The 20,610-nt window shown below is 66.9% G+C and carries 20 protein-coding genes and 1 pseudogene; 15 read left to right on the top strand and 6 right to left on the bottom strand.

Annotation, left to right across the window (positions count from 1 at the left end):
- The first annotated feature begins 235 nt into the window (after nt 1–235).
- Both KF907_RS12070 and KF907_RS12065 read left to right on the top strand, forming a co-directional pair.
- Nucleotides 236–793, top strand: coding sequence for an ECF-type sigma factor (locus KF907_RS12070; RefSeq protein ID WP_291220695.1), 558 nt, complete (start codon nt 236–238; stop codon nt 791–793).
- The gene (locus KF907_RS12065; RefSeq protein WP_291220693.1) at nt 790–3,582 is read left to right on the top strand and encodes a serine/threonine-protein kinase; all 2,793 of its coding nucleotides are present in this window, start codon (nt 790–792) and stop codon (nt 3,580–3,582) included. The genes KF907_RS12070 and KF907_RS12065 overlap by 4 nt, the downstream gene beginning before the upstream one ends.
- A gap of 87 nt (nt 3,583–3,669) precedes the next feature.
- On the opposite strand, the gene leuS is transcribed toward KF907_RS12065, so the two are convergent.
- On the bottom strand, nt 3,670–6,390 hold the full coding sequence (leuS, locus tag KF907_RS12060; RefSeq protein WP_291220692.1) for a leucine--tRNA ligase: 2,721 nt from the start codon (nt 6,388–6,390) through the stop codon (nt 3,670–3,672).
- 212 nt (nt 6,391–6,602) lie between these two features.
- On the opposite strand from leuS, the gene KF907_RS12055 reads away from it, so the two are divergent.
- The 5 genes from KF907_RS12055 (at nt 6,603) to KF907_RS12035 (ending at nt 9,335) form a co-directional block, all read left to right on the top strand.
- Nucleotides 6,603–7,913, top strand: a complete 1,311-nt coding sequence (locus tag KF907_RS12055; protein ID WP_291220690.1) for a metal-dependent hydrolase family protein — start codon at nt 6,603–6,605, stop codon at nt 7,911–7,913.
- 82 nt (nt 7,914–7,995) lie between these two features.
- Nucleotides 7,996–8,532: a phasin family protein gene (locus KF907_RS12050; protein ID WP_291220688.1), complete on the top strand. Its 537-nt coding sequence runs from the start codon at nt 7,996–7,998 to the stop codon at nt 8,530–8,532.
- A gap of 9 nt (nt 8,533–8,541) precedes the next feature.
- The gene (locus KF907_RS12045) at nt 8,542–8,916 is read left to right on the top strand and encodes a type II toxin-antitoxin system Phd/YefM family antitoxin (protein WP_291220686.1); all 375 of its coding nucleotides are present in this window, start codon (nt 8,542–8,544) and stop codon (nt 8,914–8,916) included.
- Nucleotides 8,913–9,158, top strand: a complete 246-nt coding sequence (locus KF907_RS12040) for a PIN domain-containing protein (protein WP_291220684.1) — start codon at nt 8,913–8,915, stop codon at nt 9,156–9,158. Before KF907_RS12045 ends, KF907_RS12040 begins: the two co-directional genes overlap by 4 nt.
- Before the next feature lie 6 nt (nt 9,159–9,164).
- Nucleotides 9,165–9,335, top strand: a complete 171-nt coding sequence (locus tag KF907_RS12035) for a PIN domain-containing protein (RefSeq protein ID WP_291220683.1) — start codon at nt 9,165–9,167, stop codon at nt 9,333–9,335.
- Nucleotides 9,336–9,783: 448 nt separating this feature from the next.
- Here the strand turns inward: KF907_RS12035 and KF907_RS15450 are convergent.
- Nucleotides 9,784–10,288, bottom strand: a pseudogene (locus KF907_RS15450) (TPM domain-containing protein); the annotation flags it as partial.
- A gap of 330 nt (nt 10,289–10,618) precedes the next feature.
- On the opposite strand from KF907_RS15450, the gene trxA reads away from it, so the two are divergent.
- Complete coding sequence (gene trxA, locus KF907_RS12020; protein ID WP_291220679.1) at nt 10,619–11,491, top strand: thioredoxin; 873 nt, start codon at nt 10,619–10,621, stop codon at nt 11,489–11,491.
- Nucleotides 11,492–11,550: 59 nt separating this feature from the next.
- Nucleotides 11,551–11,970 carry a DUF4442 domain-containing protein gene (locus tag KF907_RS12015; protein ID WP_291220677.1) on the top strand — a complete coding sequence of 140 codons (420 nt, stop codon included), beginning with the start codon at nt 11,551–11,553 and terminating at the stop codon, nt 11,968–11,970.
- A gap of 111 nt (nt 11,971–12,081) precedes the next feature.
- On the opposite strand, the gene KF907_RS12010 is transcribed toward KF907_RS12015, so the two are convergent.
- Together KF907_RS12010 and KF907_RS12005 are read right to left on the bottom strand one after the other, a co-directional pair.
- Nucleotides 12,082–13,062: a DMT family transporter gene (locus KF907_RS12010; RefSeq protein ID WP_291220675.1), complete on the bottom strand. Its 981-nt coding sequence runs from the start codon at nt 13,060–13,062 to the stop codon at nt 12,082–12,084.
- Nucleotides 13,059–13,331 (bottom strand): putative signal transducing protein, encoded by a 273-nt coding sequence (locus KF907_RS12005; RefSeq protein WP_291220673.1) that lies wholly within the window; start codon nt 13,329–13,331, stop codon nt 13,059–13,061. The genes KF907_RS12010 and KF907_RS12005 overlap by 4 nt, the downstream gene beginning before the upstream one ends.
- Nucleotides 13,332–13,477: 146 nt before the next feature.
- Between KF907_RS12005 and KF907_RS12000 the strand changes: the two genes are divergently transcribed.
- The 5 genes from KF907_RS12000 (at nt 13,478) to rlmM (ending at nt 17,669) form a co-directional block, all read left to right on the top strand.
- Nucleotides 13,478–13,786 (top strand): DUF3253 domain-containing protein, encoded by a 309-nt coding sequence (locus tag KF907_RS12000; RefSeq protein ID WP_291220671.1) that lies wholly within the window; start codon nt 13,478–13,480, stop codon nt 13,784–13,786.
- A gap of 74 nt (nt 13,787–13,860) precedes the next feature.
- On the top strand, nt 13,861–15,591 hold the full coding sequence (locus KF907_RS11995; RefSeq protein ID WP_291220669.1) for a glutamine--tRNA ligase/YqeY domain fusion protein: 1,731 nt from the start codon (nt 13,861–13,863) through the stop codon (nt 15,589–15,591).
- A 105-nt stretch (nt 15,592–15,696) separates the two neighbouring features.
- Nucleotides 15,697–15,996 (top strand): hypothetical protein, encoded by a 300-nt coding sequence (locus tag KF907_RS11990; protein WP_291220667.1) that lies wholly within the window; start codon nt 15,697–15,699, stop codon nt 15,994–15,996.
- Between the two features lie 28 nt (nt 15,997–16,024).
- On the top strand, nt 16,025–16,585 hold the full coding sequence (locus tag KF907_RS11985) for a nucleoside deaminase (RefSeq protein WP_291220666.1): 561 nt from the start codon (nt 16,025–16,027) through the stop codon (nt 16,583–16,585).
- 22 nt (nt 16,586–16,607) lie between these two features.
- On the top strand, nt 16,608–17,669 hold the full coding sequence (rlmM, locus tag KF907_RS11980; protein WP_291221229.1) for a 23S rRNA (cytidine(2498)-2'-O)-methyltransferase RlmM: 1,062 nt from the start codon (nt 16,608–16,610) through the stop codon (nt 17,667–17,669).
- 210 nt (nt 17,670–17,879) lie between these two features.
- On the opposite strand, the gene KF907_RS11975 is transcribed toward rlmM, so the two are convergent.
- Nucleotides 17,880–18,500, bottom strand: a complete 621-nt coding sequence (locus KF907_RS11975; protein ID WP_291220664.1) for a P-loop nucleotide/nucleoside kinase family protein — start codon at nt 18,498–18,500, stop codon at nt 17,880–17,882.
- Nucleotides 18,501–18,731: 231 nt separating this feature from the next.
- A complete protein-coding gene (locus tag KF907_RS11970; protein ID WP_291220662.1) occupies nt 18,732–19,511 on the bottom strand; it encodes an RNA methyltransferase in 780 nt (259 codons plus the stop codon).
- A 150-nt stretch (nt 19,512–19,661) separates the two neighbouring features.
- Between KF907_RS11970 and KF907_RS11965 the strand changes: the two genes are divergently transcribed.
- Nucleotides 19,662–20,462, top strand: coding sequence for an inositol monophosphatase family protein (locus tag KF907_RS11965; RefSeq protein WP_291220660.1), 801 nt, complete (start codon nt 19,662–19,664; stop codon nt 20,460–20,462).
- The last annotated feature ends 148 nt before the right edge of the window (nt 20,463–20,610 follow it).

Below are 20,610 nucleotides of genomic sequence, written 5' to 3'. Positions count from 1 at the left end.
GAGCCGACGGCACGACCTTCGCCGGTATGGTCGAAGCAGGCAACGGCACACATACGGCAACGACAGCACGGTATCGACAGCACATGAGCATGGCCCCCAGCACCGAACCGGTGCGGAACATCCGCCCGATCGGGATGCTCGATCCGAGCGCATCGATCAGTGCGCATTGCTCGCGCTCCGGCGCCAGTCGCCATCTGGTGGCGATCCCGCCCCTGCCACCAAGGCGAGCATCCGCATGAACACGCCAGGCGCCACCACCCGGCTGCTGCAAGCCGCCCAGGCAGGCGATGCGGCGGCGCGCGCGGCCATCGACACCGAGGTCTATGCCACGCTCAAACGCATGGCGCGTGGTCGTCTGGGCGGTTCGGGGCCGGCCACGCTCAATCCCACGGCGCTGGTCCACGAAGCGGTCGCGCGCATGCTGGATTCGAGCGTGGACGCGCAATCGCGCGAGCACTTCTTCGCGCTGGCCGCGCTGCAGATGCGTGCGGTACTGGTCGATCACGCCCGCCGCAGGCAGGCGGACAAGCGCGGCGGCGGTGGGTTGCAGGTCACCCTGGACAGCACGCTCGCCGACGCCGATACGGTGGACAGCGACGCCTTCCTCGACCTGCACGAGGCGCTGGAGGTGCTGGCGCGTGAGGATGCGCGCTGCGCCAGCGCGCTGGAACTGACCTACTTCGGCGGATTGTCGGCCAGCCAGCTGGGGCGTCTGTTGCAGGTGTCGGTGGCCACCGTGGAACGCGACCTGCAATTCGGCCGGGCCTGGCTGCGACGGCGCCTGAGCCGATGAGTTATGCACGCCTGCGGGCCCTGTTCGATCGCGTGCACGGGCTCGGGCGCGACGCGCGCGAGGCCGTGTACGCAGACGAAGCCGTCGAAGCAGAACTGCGCATCGAGGTGGAAGCAATGCTCCAAGCCTCCGCGCAGGATGGTGACATGATCCCCGACCTGATCGGCGAGGTCGCGCGCGAGGTGGTGGGCGCCACCGACGTCGGCGGCGAGCGGATCGGTCCGTGGCGCGTCCTGGGTCTGCTCGGCGAGGGCGGCATGGGCACCGTGCTGCTCGCCGAACGCGCCGACGGCGCGTTCGAACGCAAGGTGGCGATCAAGCTGATCCGTGGGCGCGTGACCGCACGCGCGCGCGAGCGCTTCCTGCGCGAACGGCAGACCCTGGCCGGACTGGAACATCCGAACATCGCCAGCTTCATCGACGCCGGCACCAACGTGGACGGCGAACCCTACCTGGTGATGGCCCACGTCGAAGGCGAACCGCTGCCGGATTGGCTGGAACGCGCGAAGCCGCGTCTCGAAGCGCGCCTGCGCCTGTTTGCGGCGCTGTGCCGGGCGGTCGCGCATGCGCATCAGCACATGGTGGTCCACCGTGACATCAAGCCATCCAATATCCTGGTTCGAGCCGATGCCGAGCCGGTGCTGCTCGACTTCGGCATTGCCAAACTGCTGGAAACCGAGCACGACGATGCCGCCACGGCCTCGCGCCTGATGACGCCGGCCTGGGCCAGTCCGGAACAGTTGCTCGGCCGTCCGGTCAGCACCGCCACCGATGTCTTTGGTCTTGGCCTGGTGCTGTATGCACTGCTTGCCGGCAGCGTCCCCGAACGCGGCGATGCCATCCGGGCCGCCAGCGTCGAACTGCCGCCGCCTTCGCAGCTCGCCGCCACCGCCGCCCTGCCTGCAATGCGCGCCGACGCGCGCCGCCTGCGCGGCGATCTGGACACGATCGCGCGCTGCGCGGTGCGCACCGATCCTGCAGCGCGCTACCCGTCGGCCCTCGCGCTGGCAGCAGACGTCGAGGCCTGGCTGGCGGGACGGCCGGTCGCGGCGGTGGGTGGTCATACGCTGTATCTGCTCTCACGCCTGGTGCGCCGACATCGGGCGGCAACCGCAGCGGTGGCTGCGGCGCTGGCGCTCACCGTGGTGTTCGCCGTCAATCTGGTGCAGCAGCGCGATCGCGCGTTGAGCGCCGAGGCGCGTGCCACGCGCGAAGCCGAGGTCGCCAACGAAACCAGTCGCTATCTGGTGGAGCTGTTTTCCGAACTGGACCCGGAACTGCATCCGGGCCGGCCACTCAGCGCGCGCGAACTGCTCGATCTCGGCCGCGAGCGACTCGATGTCCTCGCCTCGTCCGACGGCGCGCCGGTGCGCGCGCGCCTGCAACGCAGCCTCGGCTGGATCTACGCCAACGCCGGCCAGCCGGGGCCCGCGATCGAACTGCTGGAAGCGGCACGGCACGATGCCGCCGCCGCACCCACGGATGCCGAACGGATCCGTGCCGATACCGCGCTGGCACGCGCCTACAACCAGCTCGATCGTCACGACGACTCGCTCGCCGCCGCCGTGCGTGCCTTCGCCCACGCACAGGCGATGTCGCCGCGCGACGATCGCATGCTCGGGCATGCCCTGATGGTTCGCGGCGTGGCCGAGCAGTCGCTGGGCCGCTTCGACGATGCGAGAGCCAGTTATGCACAGGCGCGCCAGCATTTCGAATCGGCAGGAGCACAGATCGAGGTGGCCTCGGTCGTGCACAACCTGGCCTGGCTGGCGGAACAGCACGGCCGCCCGGCGGAGGCGCTGGCCGCCTACGACGAGGCCCTGACGATCAAGCGTGCCACGCTGGGCCCCGATCACCCCAAGACCCTGAACTCGCAGCACGGGCGCAGCAAGAACCTGGCCGCGCTGGGCCGCTACGACGAATCCATTGCGGTGCTCGAGGACCTGCTCGAACGCAGTATCCGCGTGTACGGCGACACGGCCGAACCGGTGCAGGCCGCCCTGAACGAACTGGGTTCCTCGCTACAGGACGCCGGGCGCTATGCCGAGGCACAGCGCAACTACGAGCGCTCCCTGGATCTGGCGCGCGCGCTCGAGAACGGCGATGGCGCGATGGCCGCCGTGCAGTACAACAACCTCGCCTCCCTGCTGGAGGAGCGCGGCGATCTGGATGGCGCCGAACAGCTCTATCGGAAGTCCATCGATCTGCGCAACCGCTTCATGCCCGAGGGCCACCCCGGTCGCCTGGTACCTGCACACAATCTGGCGCGCCTGCTGATGTCGATGCCGCAACGCATCGGCGAGGCGCAATCACTGGCCGAGGATGTCCATAGGCAACGCAGCGCAGCGCTGCCCGCGGAACACCGGCAGGTCCTTCAATCGGCCTTGCTGCTCGTGCAGATCGCCCTGGAGCGCAACGCCCGGGATGAGGCACAGACGCGGCTCGCCGGGGTCGAAGCGGCGATTGCAAGGAACCCCGGAATAACACCTTCCGTACGCGCAACCGCGCAACGCCTCCGCGCGCAACTCGCGCAAGATCCGACCGATGCGTCGCAGCGGATCGCCGCACGTCGTCACGCGCTGGAAATCGCTGCCGGACAAGTGCCGCCGGGGCATCCGCGTCATGCGCAGGAACAGCTGGCCCTGGCCGAAACGCTGTACGCGGCGGGGCAAGTCGAGGAGGCGCGCAGACTGGTCGCCAGCGCGGCACCTGTGTTGCGCGCTGCCCTGGTTCCGCAGGCGCGCTCGCTGCAGCAGCTCGCCGTGCTGGAGCAGGCCGTCGCGAAGTGACACGCGTCCGCGATTGCTGTCGTTCGTCCTGATTGCCTGCAGCGCGGACGAACGCCGGCTGCCGGACCTGCTTCCGCTGCGGTGCGCTCAATCCGCCACGACGATGTTGACGATCTTGCCGGGAACGACGACGACCTTGCGGATCGTCCTGCCCTCCACATGCGGACGCACCGAGGCTTCGCTGAGCGCAGCCTGCTCGGCTTCCTCCCTGCCGGCCGACACGGCCAACTCGATCGTGCCGCGCAGCTTGCCGTTGACCTGCACGGCCAGGGTGACCGCATCGCGCACGAGCGCCGCCGGATCGGCCTTGGGCCAGGCCTGGGCATCGACCAGGCTTTCGGCGTGGCCGAGCGCCTTCCACAGGGCGTGGCAGGTGTGGGGTGTGATCGGATTGAGCAGCAACACGATCGTCTCGAAGGCCTCATGGCGGACGGCGCGGCCGTTGTCGCTCATGTCGGCAAACCTCGCCACCGCATTCAGCAGTTCCATCAGTGCCGCGATAGCGGTGTTGAACGACTGGCGACGACCAAAATCGTCAGTGACCTTGGCGATCGTTTCGTGGATCTGACGACGCAGGGCTTTCTGGTCCGGCGTCAACGCCGTGGTGTCGACCTCGGGATGATCGGGCTGTGCCACGTGCGCGTGCAGCTCGCGCCAGAGTCGCTTGAGAAAGCGCGACATGCCCTCCACGCCGGCTTCGTTCCATTCCAGGGACTGGTCCGGCGGGGCGGCGAACATCGAAAAGAGGCGCACCGTGTCGGCGCCGTACTTGTCGACCATGGCCTGCGGATCGACGCCGTTGTTCTTTGATTTCGACATCTTCTCAATGCCGCCGACCAGCACCTCGGTGCCGTCCGCGCGCAGGGTCGCGCCGGTGATGCGGCCACGCTCGTCGCGGGCGACATCGACGTCGCCCGGGTTGATCCACTCGCGGCTGCCGTCGGCGTTCTCGCGGTAGTAGGTATCGGCGACGACCATGCCCTGACACAGGAGATTGGCAGCGGGCTCATCGCAATCGACCAAGCCCTCGTCACGCAGCAGCTTGTGGTAGAAGCGGAAATACAGCAGATGCAGGATCGCGTGCTCGATGCCGCCGATGTACTGATCGACCGGAGCCCAGTACTTGACGCGTGCGTCGACCATGTCGGCCGCGCCGGGCGAGGTGTAGCGCGCGTAGTACCAGCTCGACTCCATGAACGTGTCGAAGGTGTCCGTCTCGCGCTCGGCCGGACCGCCACATTGCGGACAGGTGGTTCGGCGCCATTCGGGATCAGCCTTGATCGGCGACTGCACGCCCGCGAACGCGACATCCTCGGGCAGCACGACAGGCAGCTGCTCCTCGGGCACCGGCACGGCAGCGCAGGTCGGGCAGTAGATGACCGGGATCGGGCAGCCCCAGTAGCGCTGGCGCGAGACGCCCCAGTCACGCAAACGGAAGTTGACCCGACGCGCTCCACGGCCTTCGCTCTCGAAGCGCGCGGCCAGCGCATCGAACGCGCGGCGGAAATCGAAACCGTCGTACTCGCCGGAATTGATCAGCGTACCGCGCTCGGTGTAGGCCCCTTCGGTAATGATCCGCTGTTCGAAGTCTGCGAGCAGGTCGACGGCAGCGACCGGCTCGACGACGTCGATCGGCTTGCTCGCACCGAGCGCCGCACTCATCGGATCGGTGTTCTCGCGCGCGTCACGACCCAGCTCGCGGATCGCATCACGCACACCATCTGGCACGATGACGATGCGGATCAGCAAGTCGTATTTGCGTGCGAACTCCCAGTCGCGCTGATCGTGCGCCGGCACGGCCATGACCGCACCAGTGCCGTAGTTCATCAACACGAAGTTGGCGACCCACACCGGGATTTTCTCGCCGGTGACCGGATGAATCGCCTTCAGGCCGGTGTCGATGCCCTTCTTTTCGGCGGTCTCTATGTCGGCCTCGGCGGTTCCGCCATGGCGACACTCCTCGATGAAGGTGGCGACCTCGGGCTTCGATCGGGCGGCTTGCAACGCCAGCGGATGCTCAGCGGCAACGGAGAGGAAACTCACCCCCATCAGGGTGTCGGGCCGCGTGGTGAACACGGTCACCGGGTCCGCGCCCTCCACGTCGAAGCGGATTTCGAGACCTTCCGAACGACCGATCCAGTTGCGCTGCATGGTCTTGACCGAATCCGGCCAACCCGGCAGCTGGTCGAGGCCGTCAAGCAGCTCCTGCGCATAGTCCGTGATCTTGAGAAACCACTGCGGGATCTCGCGTTTCTCGACGATCGCGCCGGAACGCCAGCCGCGGCCATCGATGACCTGCTCGTTGGCGAGCACGGTGTTGTCGACCGGATCCCAGTTCACCACCGAGTTGCGCCGATAGGCCAGTCCCTTGCGCATCAGGCGCGTGAACATGCGTTGCTCGTGCACGTAGTACTCGGGCCGGCAGGTGGTGACCTCGCGCGACCAGTCGTAGACGAAACCGAGGCGCTGGAGCTGGCCGCGCATGTGCTCAATATTGGCGTAGGTCCACTGCGCCGGCGCGACGTTGTTCTTGATCGCCGCGTTCTCGGCCGGCAGGCCAAACGCATCCCAGCCCATCGGCTGCAGCACGTTCTTGCCGAGCATGCGCTGGTAGCGGCTGATGACGTCACCGATGGTGTAGTTGCGCACATGCCCCATGTGCATCGAACCGCTCGGGTACATGAACATCGACAGGCAGTAGAACTTGTCGCGCGTGTCGTCCTCCTTCACCTCGAAGGCGTGCGTGCGGGTCCAGTAGTTCTGCGCTGCGGCTTCGATCGCCTGCGGATCGTAGTTCTCGTGAGTCATGATGTCGGGGCTGCGCCCAAGGCGCCAAGGGGCCGAAAAAAGTATGCCAGCCTAGCGCAGCGACGCCGCGGGTCCAAGCGCCGCGCAGGTTGCCGGAATCGATCACCTTCGAGTCTGGGGTCACGAAGCCGAATCCATGGAGCTTCGGCGGTGGAAGGATTCAAGCGATTGTTCCGGGCTACCATGCAGGTTCCCGTCAACGGAGCATTCCCATGCGTCTGCCCATCGCCCTGCTCGCGGCCATCGCCAGCCCGGCGGCTGTAGCCGAGATACCGACGGTGACGGCACCGACCACCCTGCTGTGCGAGCGCGCCTTCGATGCAGCCAGCGGCAAGCTGCTCGGCGCGACCACGATCCTCGTCGAAGGCCGACGCATCAAGACGGTCATCGCCGGACGCAAGCCGTCTGCCGGCGCACGCGTTGTCGATCTCGCCGGCATGACCTGTCTGCCCGGGCTGATCGACCTGCACACCCACATCACCGGCGAAACCAGCGCACGTGGCTACGAGGAGGGCTTCCGACTCAATTCGGCCGACTACGCGCTGCGCGGCGTCGGCTACGCGCGGCGCACCCTGCTCGCCGGCTTCACCACGATCCGCAACCTCGGCGACGTCGGCAATGCCTCGATCGCCCTGCGCAACGCGATCGACCAGGGTCATGTGCTCGGCCCGCGCATCTTCACCGCCGGCAAGTCGATCGCCACCACCGGCGGCCATGCCGATCCGACCAACGGCCGCAATGCCGAACTGACCGGCGATCCGGGGCCGAAGGAAGGCGTGGTCAATGGCGCCGACGATGCGCGCAAGGCCGTGCGCCAGCGCTACAAGGAGGGCGCAGACCTGATCAAGATCACCTCTACCGGCGGCGTGCTCTCGTACGCGAAGAATGGCCAGAACCCGCAGTTCACCGTGAGCGAGATCGAGGCCATCGTCGCCACCGCCAAGGACTACGGCATGCGTGTCGCCGCGCACGCGCACGGCGACGAAGGCATCCGCCGTGCGGTCGTCGCCGGTGTCGACTCGATCGAGCACGGCACTTTCATGAGCGATGCCACGATCGCGCTGATGAAGAAGCACGGCACCTGGTACGTACCGACCATCAGTGCCGGCGCCTTCGTCGCCGACAAGGCCAAGACACCCGGCTACTACCCGGAGATCGTGCGCCCGAAGGCGCTCGCTGTCGGCCCGCAGATCCAGAGCACCTTCGCGCGCGCCTGGAAGGCCGGGGTGAAGATCGCCTTCGGCACCGATGCCGCGGTCTATCCGCACGGGCAGAACGCGCACGAATTCGTGTTGATGGTAGACGCCGGCATGCCGCCGGCCGCGGCCCTGCAGGCCGCCACCGTGCACGCCGCCGAACTGCTCGACCAGGGCGAAAACCTCGGCAGCCTCGACGCCGGCAAGTTCGCCGACATCGTCGCCGTGCCCGGCAATCCGCTCGAACAGATCGCCGCGATGGAAGCCGTGGCCTTCGTCATGAAGGATGGTGTCATCCACAAGGGCGCCGGCTCGACGGCCGAATGACCCTCGACACCCTGCCGCAGACACTGGCAACGCGGCGCGGGCGAGGGTAGCTTTGGTGCACCTTCCCTGACAGTGGTGTGCCATGGCTTTCGATGCGAAGACCCCCCTGGCGCTGTACAAGGCAAACCTCGAACTGCTCATGCGCATCGGCGCCCTGCTGCAGGAAAACCGGCAGCGCTGGACGAAACTCGGCGTAGCCGGCACCGATGACGCGATCCAGCGCACGCTGGCGCAGACCGAGAAGCTGCTGACGACCAATGACTGGACCTCGCTCGCGGCGATGCCGGGCGATTCGTTCTGGAAAAACCTCGAACCCGACGCCTCGCTGCGCGGCAATCTCGAAACGGCGGTGAACAACCAGACCACGTTCGCGAAAGGCCTCAATGACGCCTTCGCTGCCTGGCGCGACCATTGCGCCGACGTGATCCGCAGCGCCGGCGGCACGATCCCGACCACCTTCGCCGTCACCGCCAGGGTGAACGTAGCCAAGCCGCCCGCTGCGAAGAAGGCTGCCGTGAAGAAGCCCGCGGCGAAAAAGAGGGCAGCGGCGCGCAAACCGGCGGCGAAGAAGGCGGCAACGAAGAAGGCTCCGAAGAAGAAGGCGCGCGCCCGGCGTTGACGCGCGCACATGCCTGCCCTCGCGCAGCGGCTGGCATCGTGCTGCGCGGTCCGTTTGCCTGAACGGGGCAGATTCCGTAATCCGGTCAGCATGACCAGAAAACGTCACTGCATCCGTGCAGCCGCTTCGGTCACGCCCTGGCCCCTGCAGGATGCCAAAGCGCGGTTTTCCGAGCTGGTGCGCCGTGCGCAGGACGAAGGCCCGCAGCACGTCACCGTGCATGGCCGCGAGGCCGTGGCGATCGTGGGCGCCGAGGAATACCGGATGCTGCACGGCACACGCGATTGGCGGGAACTTGTCCAGGCCATGCAGGATTCACCGCATCGCGATATTGACCTGACCCCCGAACGCAGCGTGATGCCCGTGCGTGACATCGCGCTGTGAACCGCTGGCTGCTGGATACCAACGTCCTCTCCGAGTTGCGCCGGCCACGACCGCAGAAGAAGGTCGTGAACTTCATCCAGGGCTGTTCGCTCGATCAGCTTTACGTCAGCACCATCTCCTTCGCCGAGATCCGTTTCGGCATCGAACAGGTGGCGGATGCGGCCAGGCGCGCCGACCTGCGGCACTGGCTGGACCAGCGCCTGCGCCCCCTGTTCGCGCAGCGCACGCTGGAGGTTTCCTAGGATGTGATGCTGACCTGGCGGCTGCTCGTGGAAGCGGGCCGCAAACACGGTCACACGCATTCGCAGCCCGATCTCATCATCGCCGCAACGGCCGTCCATCACGGCCTGGGTGTGGCGACGCGGGATGTGGGAGGCTTCGCCGGCATGGGCGTGAACCTGCGCAATCCCTGGGAATAGCAGCCCTTGCTCGGCTCTCTCGATACTTGCGTCACCACGACCCGGACGCACCGCCGCCGCCCGAGCGCCCGCCGCCACCGGAATAGCGGCTGCTCGAGCTGCGCCTGCTCGGACCGCCTCCGGAGCGCCTTCCACCGTGGCTGGAGCCGTTGGAATTTCCTCCGAACCATGCTGCCAACGCGCCGAACACATAGCCGATCACGCATCCCATCGCCGCGCCCAGGAACACGAACCAGAACGGGTAGGCCCCTTCGCTCTGCGCCCACATGCCGAAGCTGACCACCCCGGCAACGATGGCGAAGATCACGGCAAGCGTTCGACGGGACAGGTGAGCCCCCAATGCGGCGGCAATGAATGCAGTGATGAATCCGGCGAACATCAGCTCCATCAGGCCTCGGGCTATCGGATCGTCACTGTCCGATGTCGTGTAGTCATGCTGAACGGCCGCGCTCATCGGAGCCGGCAACGATCCACCGTTGATCAACTCCGCCAGCACTGTCGTGGCCTTGGCAATACCGCCCGCGAAGTCACCTTCACGAAACTTCGGCACCAGATATTCCTGGATCACCCGATGCGCTGTCACGTCGGGGATCGTGCCTTCCAGTCCGTAGCCGACCTCGATGCGCACGGCACGGTCGTCCCTGGCGACGACCAGCAGCACACCATCGTCCACGCTGGCACGCCCGAGCTTGAACTGCTCGAAGGCACGCACCGCGTAGGCTTCGATGGTCTCAGGCTGCGTGGTGGGCACCATCAGCACGGCAATCTGGGTGCCTTTGCCCGGCCTCGAGCGCGGAAAGCGGGGCTTCGATGCGCGCGATGGCGGCGGCATCGAGCGTGCCGGTGGTGTCGGTGATGCGCGTGCGCAGTTCGGGGATGGCGACCTGCGAGAAAGCGAGGCCGCAGGCGCAGGCCAGCAGCAGGGTGAAAACCACGAGAGGGAATCGACGCATGGTGTGGTTTCCTTGGTGGAGCATGCAGGTCGACGTCCATGTCGATCCGCACCTTGCGCAACGGCTGCGGTTCCCGGCGCTCGTCCGCGCAGGTGCCTACTTCGCGGCCTGCATGGGATTTCGTCGCTGGGCACGCCGTCGTCCATTCCACGTAAAAGCGCGATGACAACGGCCAGATTCCACGCACCCCCTGCAACAACGCATGCAGGAGCTCCTTCAGGGGCGATGCCTCTCCCATGCATGCCCGCCCTCTCGGGGACCGGTTGGATTGCTTGATATCCTGCCGCGCGGCCCGATCTGGAGCCGGACGACCGCCAGCAGGAACCGCCCGTGACGACCAACTCTCCCACCGCCTCTGCGCACGTCTTCGACGCCAGCGCCGCCAACTTCGAGGTCGACGTACTGCAGGCCTCGCTCGACCGACCCGTCCTGGTCGACTTCTGGGCTGAGTGGTGCGGCCCGTGCAGGAGCTTCGGCCCGCTGCTCGAGAAGATCGTCGAAAGCTTCAATGGCGCGGTGCGCCTGGCCAAGGTCGACGTCGACAAGGAGCAGCAGATCGCCGGCATGTTCGGCGTGCGCAGCATCCCGACCGTGGCCCTGATCAAGGGCGGCCAGATCGTCGACGGCTTCGCCGGCGCCCTGCCCGAGAGTCAACTGCGCGAATTCCTGCTGCGCCACGTGCAACCGCTCGATGCCGAGGCGGACGCGGATGCCGGCACGGCGATCGAGGAGACGCCGGCAGAGGCCATCACGCGCCTGCGTGAAGCCATCGCCGCCGAACCCGAGCGCAGCGAACTCAGGCTCGACCTCGCGGTCGCCTTGATGCAGAGCGGCGAATCCGCCGCAGCCGAAGCCGAACTCGATGCGTTGCCGGCCAACCTCGCCGCCGACGATCGTGCCAAGCGCCTGCGCAACCAGCTCGAACTCGCCGCCCTGCTGAGGGGTGCGCCATCGCTGGCCGAGTTGCATGCCCGCCTCGAACGCGACCCGGCCGATCTCGCCTCACGCGACCTGCTCGGCGTGCGCCTGATCGTCGCTGGCGATCCGGCTGCCGGGCTCGACGCGCTGTTGGCCAATCTCGCTGCCGACCGCGAATGGCAGGAAGGTCTCGCAAAGAAGCGCCTGATCGCCGCGTTCAACGTCATCGACGATGACGACCTCGTCGGCACCTATCGGCGGCGCATGTCGTCGCTGCTGTTCTGAACCGCCGCGCACGGCACGCCCGCACAATGACGATAACGCCGGCCCGTCTGCGGTTGCTGATGAACCTGTGGCCGCCATTCCTGTTCAGTGGCGTGCGCGTGGAGGCGATCGGCGCGGACTGGCGCAGCGCACGCGTAGTGCTGCGCCGGCGTTGGTACAACCGCAACTATGTCGGCGTGCATTTCGGTGGCAGCCTGTTTGCCATGACCGACCCGTTCTGGATGATCCTGATCGGCGAAAACCTCGGTCGTGGCTATCGCGTATGGGATCAGGCCGCAACGATCGAATTCGTCGCCCCAGGCCGCAGCGACGTGAGCTGCGAGTTCGTCGTCACCGACGCCATGCTTGAGGAACTGCGCAACGCGGCCGCCAACGGCGCCAAGGTGCTGCGCTGGTTCGACTGCGACGTGAAAGCCACTGACGGCAGCCTGGTCGCACGCGTGCGCAAGCAGGTGTATGTGCGACGCCGGGAGCCCTGATTGCCCGGTTGCACAACGGGGCGCATCGACCACCCTGCCGCGACGGCTCGGTAGCGGAACTTTCACGTGGAATCACGAATGAGCCGGCGGCCGGATCGCGCCAGCCGATCGTCAGCCGGATTGCCCCCGGGTTTCGCGCGCGGCGTCGGCCGCGAGGGAGGCCTCGGTCTCTGCCCCCTCGGCTCGCCGTGCCGGCCGCCATGAGCCCATGAAGATGCCGACCAGGGCGAGACCGACCCCCAGCCAGTCGAGGCCGGACGTCGCACGGTCAAACAGCAGCACGTCGAGCACGAACGACAGTGCCGGCTGCAGCAACAGCAGCAAGCCGACCAACGAAGCCGGCAACTGCGGGATCGCCCGCAGCAAGAGCACCCAACCGACGATCTGGCCGATCACGGCAAGGCCGGCCAGTGACCAGGCGGTCTGCGCATCGGGAATCGCGAAGCTCTCGCCTTCGACGACGACTGCACCGCCCAGCACGATGGCGGACAGCAGGGTGCTCACGCACAGCAGTTGCATGGTCGGCACACGCAGCTCACCACTGCGCTGCGCATGGCGCGTGGCCAGCAGGTAGACCGCATAGGCAACGCCCGAGCCGATGCCGAGCACTACGCCGAGACGGAAATCCCCACCCATTGCGCCCCAGTCGAGGCCGACCAGCAGGTACAGGCCCGCCAAGGACAGGATGACACCGACGACGAAGTTGAGGCCCAGGCGCTCGCGGTAGAGCAACCAACCGGCCAGCGCCATCAGGAACACCTGGAAGTTGCCGATCAGCGTCGCCAGGCCTGGGCCGACGTAGAGGATGCTCCGATGCCACATCAGCAGATCCGCCGCGAAGGCCGCGGCCGGCACGAGCATCCACGGCAATTGGCGTGCGCGCAGCGGCCGCCAGCGCCGAGCGATGAGCAGGAAGGTGAACAGCAGGACCCCGCCGATCGCCATGCGGTAGAACGCCGATACGCTCGGGCCGACGTGCGCGAGCTTGACGAACACACTGGTGAGGCTGATCAGCGAAGCTCCGGCGACCATCTCGATGAGGCCACGCTTCGGCAGGCCCCGCGCATGCATGTCCATGGGCGGTCGACTCACGCGGAATGCGGGGCGAGGTCAGGGCCGGCGAGCGGTTCATCGCCCGCCGGTTCCTCGCGAAATACAGCATCGAGCGCATCGGCAATCGGCTGCGCGCGCTCGACATCGATGTCGGCGACCATGACGTTCACGAGCCCGCCCAACGGCAACTCGCCGATGCCGCCGGTCAGGTACTCGCCGGCAACGAAGGCGCGCACGCCGGCGTGTTCGAGCGCCGCCTTGACCAGGTTGGCGTCGATGATGCTCGCCGCGTGGTAAACGATTCGCATGCGTATCCGCGCCCTCGGGGCAACCGCGCTCGACAATCCGGGCGCACACGCTATCATCCCTCCCCAGCTGTCGCATCCGGAAGGGGGCTTGCGGGACCGGCAGCGGCCACGAACCGAACCCGCAGACCCGAGAACACCCCTTCCGCATGACTGCGCACCTCCACGAGGACACCCTGGCCCAGCGCATACGCGAATGCATCTTCGCGCTGCTTGACGAACGCGGCCACGGCCGCTCGATCGCCGTGGCCGAAGTCGCGCAGGCCGTGGGCTTGCGTTGCAATCAGCACTGGCACGACCTCATGCGCCCGATCCGCGCGGTTGCGTCCGAGCTTGTCGACCGCGGCATGCTGGAAGCCCTGCAAAGCGAGGTCGTTGTCGACATCCGCGATGCGCGCGGTCCGGTGCGCCTGCGTCTGCGCAGCCTGCCCGGCCAGCGCAGCGCCGTCCGCAGCTGATCGCCGCGGCAGGCCGACTCGGCTAAACTTCCGCTCTTGCCTGGGATCCGGGGCCGCCCTTGCGGCCACTTCGCATGAACGAAACAAGCGTCGCGAACAACTTCATCCGCCAGATCGTCGTCGACGACAACGCCAGCGGCAAGCACGGTGGCCGTGTCGCCACACGCTTCCCGCCCGAGCCCAATGGCTATCTCCACCTGGGGCACGGAAAGAGCATCGGCCTCAACTTCGGCATCGCCCGTGATTTCGGCGGCACCTGCAACCTGCGCTTCGACGACACCAATCCTGCGCGCGAGGATGTCGAGTACGTCGAAGCGATCAAGGACGACGTGCGCTGGCTGGGTTTCGACTGGGCCGAACTGCGCCACGCGTCGGACTATTTCGAGGTGTTCTACCGCTGCGCGCTCAAGCTGATCGAGACCGGCAAGGCCTATGTCTGCGATCTCAGCGCTGAGGAAGTGCGCGAGTACCGGGGAACGCTGACCGAACCGGGACGCGACTCACCGTTCCGCGAGCGCAGCATCTCCGACAATCTCGACCTGTTCCGCCGCATGCGTGCCGGCGAGTTCGCCGATGGTACGCGCACACTGCGCGCGAAGATCGACATGGCCGCCGGCAACATCAACATGCGCGATCCGGCCATTTACCGCATCCGCAAGCTCAGCCACCAGAATACCGGCGACACCTGGCCGATCTACCCGATGTACGACTACGCGCACTGCGTATCCGACGCGCTTGAAGGGATCACCCACTCGCTTTGCACGCTCGAGTTCGAGGATCATCGCCCGCTCTACGATTGGTTCCTCGACCAGCTCGACCTGCCGAACGACCGTGCGCTCAGCGAACCGCTGCGCGAGGCCGGGTTCAGCTGCGAACCGGCCAGGCCGCGACAGATCGAGTTCGCCCGCGGCAACCTCGACTACACGGTGATGAGCAAGCGCAAGCTCATGGCCCTCGTGCAGGACGGCCTTGTCGACGGCTGGGACGACCCGCGCATGCCGACGCTCTCGGGCGTGCGCCGGCGTGGCTTCCCTCCGGCTGCGGTGCGCACGTTCTGGGAACGTGCCGGCGTGACCAAGCAGAACTCCGTGATCGAATACGGCGTGCTCGAAGGTTGCGTGCGCGAAGTACTCGATGCCGAAGCACCACGCCGGCTCGGTGTGATCGACCCGCTGAAGCTTGTGCTCGTCAACCTGCCGGAAGAGTACGCAGAAGTACTGCGATTCCCCAACCATCCGAAGAACGATGGCTTCGGCGACCGCGAAGTACCGTTCTCGCGGGAACTCTGGATCGAGCGCGAGGATTTCATGGAGGAACCGGTCAAGGGCTTCCACCGCCTCGTGCCGGGCGGCGAGGTCCGTCTGCGCGGCGTCGGTATCGTGCGTTGCGTTGACGTCGTCAAGAGCGCCGACGGGGCGATCACCGAGCTGCACGGCACACTCGATGCCGACACACGTCCCGGTCGATCCGGCGCCGAACGCAAGGTCAAAGGCACGATCCACTGGGTCAGTGCGCCACATGCGATCGCCGCCGAAGTGCGCCTGTACGACCGCCTGTTCGACGTCGCCGACCCGGACGATGACAGCGACGGCAAGACCTATCGCGACCATCTCAATCCGAACTCCAGGCGCATCGTGCGAGCCTGGCTCGAACCCGCGCTGGCATCCGTCAGCCCCGAATCGACCTGGCAGTTCGAGCGTCTCGGCTATTTCGTCGCCGATCGCCACGACTGCCACGCCAACGCGCTCGTGTTCAACCGCGTGGTGACCCTGCGCGACACCTGGGCGAGGACCGCCGGGCGCTGATCCGATTCCTGCGCGGCACGGCCATTCCGCTTTCCCCGTGCTGCGGGAGAACAAATCGCGGAGGCATCCAATCTCATCTGCCGCGCCCGGCGCTATGATCCTCCCATGCGCACCTTCGCAGTCCTGCTCCTGCTCTGCTGCACGGCCCGTCCCGCGACAGCGGTGATGCCGGTCGACGAAGTCGACTACCGCTGCAACGTGGACAGCGATTGCGTGGTCAAGAATGTCGGCAACTGCTGCGGCCACTACCCAGCCTGCGTCAACCGGGACAGCCGGGTGTTCCCCGATCGCGTGAAGGCCGAGTGCGCGCGCAAGGGCCTGGCTGGTGTCTGCGGCTTCCCGAACGTCGAAGGCTGTGCCTGCGTACAGCACCGCTGCAGCAATCGTGTCGCCACTACCGAATGAATCCGCAACCACGACCGGAAACACCCCAATGCTCTTCGCCCAGATCGGACTCTCGCTGCCGGCGTGGATCCACCAGGAAATCGATTCGAGCGCGACCTATCCCGACGACGAGACGCGCGTCGCCCTCGCCATTACGCTGGCACGGCGCAATGTGGAGTTGCGAACGGGCGGGCCGTTTGGCGCGGCCGTGTTCAACGGTGACGGCCAACTCGTCGCGGTCGGCGTCAACCGCGTGGTGCCGCAGTCCTGTTCGGTGGCTCATGCCGAAATGATGGCCTTCATGAGCGCGCAGGCACGCCTGCGTCGCTTCCGTCTCAACGAGACCGGCAGCCGCCACATCCTCGCCACCAGCGCGCAACCCTGCGCAATGTGCTATGGCGCGAGCTTCTGGGCAGGTATCGACGAATTGCTCATCGGTGCACGCGCCGAGGACGTGATGGAGCTGAGCGGCTTCGACGAAGGCCCCCTGCCCGCCGACTGGATCGGCGAGCTCGAACGCAGAGGCATCCGCGTGCGCCGCGACATCCTGCGCCAGACCGCGCGCGAGGTCTTTCACCTCTACCGCGACAGCGATGGCAGCCACTACTGATCCTGTCGCAGCCGTCACGCGCTTGCATGGTGTGCTGGCCTATTGCCGCGCCGGCTTCGAGAGCGAGTGCGCGCAGGAACTCGGCGGCCACGATCGCGCACTGGCCTGCGGTGGCTTCGCGCGCACGCGCGCCGGCAGCGCCTTCGTCGAATTCATCCTTGCCGACGCCGATACCGCGAATCGCTTCGATGCCGCGGTGCGCTGGCGGGATCTCGTGTTCGCGCGCCAGCGCCTTCAGCTTGCCGCGCGTATCGACGGCCTGCCCGAGCGGGATCGCCTCGGTGTGCTGATGCCGGCAATCCGCGCTGTCGGCGGACCATGGTGCGATGCCTGGATCGAAGCACCCGACAATGACGCGGCGCGCGAACTTGCCGCGCTGTGCCGCTCGCTGAACCATGCGCTCATCGCCGCGCTCAAGCGCGAACGGCTCATCGAATCCACGTCGTCGCGCCGCCTGCACGTCTGTCTCGTCGACGCGCGCACCGCGTTCGTCGGTTCGACACGCATCGACGACGCCGCCCCCTGGCCCGGGGGCATTCCACGCCTGCGCTTCCCTTCGTCGGCACCGAGCCGTTCGACCCTCAAGCTCGAGGAAGCCTTCCTGACCCTGCTCGATGCCGGCGAGCGCGAACGCTGGCTCAGGCCCGGCCTGCATGCCGTCGACCTCGGTGCCGCACCTGGCGGCTGGACCTGGCAACTCGTCCGCCGCGGCCTGCACGTCACCGCGGTCGATAACGGGCCAATGGATGCCGCCCTGCTCGCAGGTGGTCTCGTCACCCACCTGCGCGAAGACGGTTTCCGCTACCGCCCGACGCAGCCGGTCGAGTGGATGGTCTGTGACATGGTCGAACAGCCACGCAAGGTAGCCCAGCGCATGGCCGAATGGCTCGTTGGTGGCTGGTGTCGGCAGGCGATCTTCAACCTGAAGCTGCCAATGAAGAAGCGCCACGAAGAAGTCATGTTGTGCCGCAGACTCGTCGAGCAAGCCGTCGCCGCCAGCGGTCGTCGCCTCGATTGGCGCGCCCGCCAGCTCTACCATGACCGCGAGGAGATCACCGTCTTCGCGCGCTGCATCGCCACGTAGGGCTGATCACGGCCAAGCTCGATCGATGCCTTGCCGGAGCGCCCTCACTCGCCGACTTTCCACCAGGGGTGTTCCGATCAATCCCACAACGGCGTCACCGTCCTGTGCGGCCACGGATCAAGGCGCGACGGCAAAGGCAAACTGGCCGTCTGTCGAGCCGGCGCAACGCCGAACTGCGCCCGCACAGGACGGCCCCAAGCTATCGATTCCCTAGCCTTGCGCGTCTCCGCTTGCAACCGCAGCGGCAATCGATTCACGGACCGCGGCGACCGCAGCGCGGCGAAGCGCTCCTGCCGCCAGTGAACCATCGATGCGCAAGGCCTCGGGCGGAGGTGGTTCCCGGCGGGCGAGTACGTCGTTGACGAGATCGGGAGTGCGATCACGAGCAACGTGACTGCGTGTGGCGAAGTCACGGGCAACGCGCTCGCGCGCAATGTCGGGCGGACAATCGACGAACAGCGGGATCGTGACGATGCGGTGGCGCGCACCGATTGCGGCAACGCGTTCGAGCTCCTTGCGTCTGGAGAAGGTAGCGCCATCGATGACGCTACCGATGCCAAGCATGCAGTTGATCTCGAGCCCGAGCAGGAGGCTGCGCCAGGCCGCGCGCTTCTCGATGAAGCTGTCACCGCCGCCCGGAAACATCGCCGCGCGGATCGTGTCGCGGCAGATGCGGCGCAGACCCAGGTGTTCCTCGAGCGCTCGAGCGGCGATGCTCTTGCCGGCGCCCGGCAAGCCCATGACGGCGACGATGATCGGCACCGCGGGCATTGGCACGCCCACGGGCGGCTTCGCGAACGAGGGCTCGGTGGCATGCGGATCGGTGTTCATCACCGGTGGGCCATGTCTGCAACATGCCGAGCCTGCCATGCGCATGGCGACAGCGCCAGCCATCCAGCAAGGCCGCCGTCCTGGCCGGCCCTCGGCTCGACCGGGATGTAGTAGGTCGGTTCGAGCCACGCGGCGACCACGCCGACTCAACGACGGAATATTCACGGGGCTCCATCGATGCCTACCGATCGGGCATTGCACCGGCCTGGCTTGCACCAGCCGAGGGCCTGATCAATCGGACTCATCATCAATCCGTTCCTTTGCCAGACGTGCCATTCGTTGTGCGTCGGCAAGGATGCCGCGGAGCACGCGCAGCTCGCGCTGGTCCGGCTGCGCGCGCAGGAACAGCTTGCGCAGGCGACGCATGATCGTGCGCGGCGAACGACCCTTGTGGAAATCGATGTCGTCCAGCGTCGTGGCGAGATGGGTGAAAAAGCCTTCGAGTTCGATGCTGGTCGCCGGAGCATCGGTATTGCCCACGCGTGCAGCAACGCCTGCGAGCTGCGCCATGCGCAGTTCGTAGGCGAGCACCTGCACTGCCTGAGCCAGATTCAGCGACGAATAACCCGGATCACTCGGGATGTGCACGGCGGCATGGCACAGCATGATCTCGTCGTTGCTGAGCCCCACACGCTCGTTGCCAAACACGAGCGCGACCTCGCGCCCCCGCTCGGCGGCCTCGAGCACACGCGTCGCAGCCTCGCGCGGCGACCATTCCTCGAGCGAAACACCGCGCAAGCGCGCCGTCGCACCGATGACAAGCGAGCAATCGGCCACGGCCTGCTGCAGCGTCGACGAGATGCAGGCGCGATCGAGCACATCGAGCGCGCCCGCGGCGAGCGCATAGGCATCGCCATGTGGGAACGATTCAGGCGCGACCAGACCGAGCCGGTCGAAGCCCATCGTGCGGATCGCCCGTGCGGCGCTGCCGATATTGCCGGGATGCGAAGTGTTGACGAGCACGAAGCGCACCCGTGCAGAGCGTGCATTGCGTTCCTCGTCAGTGTTCATCGCCCCCCCCCGGAATGTTCCGCCCAGACCAGACTGCCAGCTCGGCCGACGCGCCACGCACATGGCCGCAGGCAGGTGATTTTGCTACCCTTGTCCGTCGCGCTGTCGTCATTCGCGCGCTCTTTTCCAGCCGAACCCGACGCCCCGACCATGGCAAGACCCGCAGTCAATGTCGCCGTGCGCGCCGCGCGCGCCGCAGGTCAGATCATCCTGCGCTACATGAACCGCGTCGACGGGCTTGCCGTCGTCGAGAAGCAGCGCATGGATTTCGCGTCGGAAGTCGACCGCGCCGCCGAAGCCGAGATCATACGCGAGCTGAAGCGAGCCTTCCCCGCGCACGCGATCCTCGCCGAGGAAAGTGGCGCGCAGGGCAAGGCCAAGCACACTTGGGTCATCGATCCGCTCGACGGTACGCACAACTACCTGCGCGGCATCCCGCACTTCTCGGTATCGATCGCGATGCTGGAGAACGACGAACCGGTCTACGGTGTCGTCTATGACCCACTGCGCGACGAACTGTTCACGGCCAGTCGTGGCGATGGCGCCTACCTCAATGACCGGCGCATCCGTGCCAGTTCGCGCGGGCAACTCGGCGGCGCCCTGCTGGCGACCGGATTCCCGTACCGCCAGCGCGCCCACCTCGATGCCCAACTCGGCATGACGCGCGCCCTGCTCGCGGAAGCCGAAGACCTTCGCCGCAGTGGTTCAGCCGCGCTCGACCTCGCCTATGCGGCGAGCGGGCGTTACGACGGCTTTTTCGAGATCGGCCTCAAGCCCTGGGACATGGCGGCCGGTTGCCTGCTCGTGCGTGAAGCCGGTGGACGCTACTGCGACTTCGTCGGGCGCGACGGCATCCCGGAAACCGGCAACCTCGTTGCCGGCGGCATCCATGTCGTCGCCGGCATGGTCAAGGCAATCTCCGCCGAACTGCCCCCCACGCTGGCTCGCTGACGCGAATCCCCGCGGGGAACGCCTTGGCGGCGGCAGCGACTTCGCTCGCGGTACCCGCTCACCGCGTCATCATCGGCATGCCATCTCGCACAACCAACGCAGCTTCGTTCCGTGCGTCACCCGCAACAAAAAAAAGGCCCCGCTTGAG

It is taken from the genome of Dokdonella sp. (assembly GCF_019634775.1).
In the GTDB taxonomy this organism is placed as follows: domain Bacteria; phylum Pseudomonadota; class Gammaproteobacteria; order Xanthomonadales; family Rhodanobacteraceae; genus Dokdonella.
Note: the sequence above shows the minus strand (reverse complement) of the source record. Positions and strands in the feature narration are given on the sequence as shown.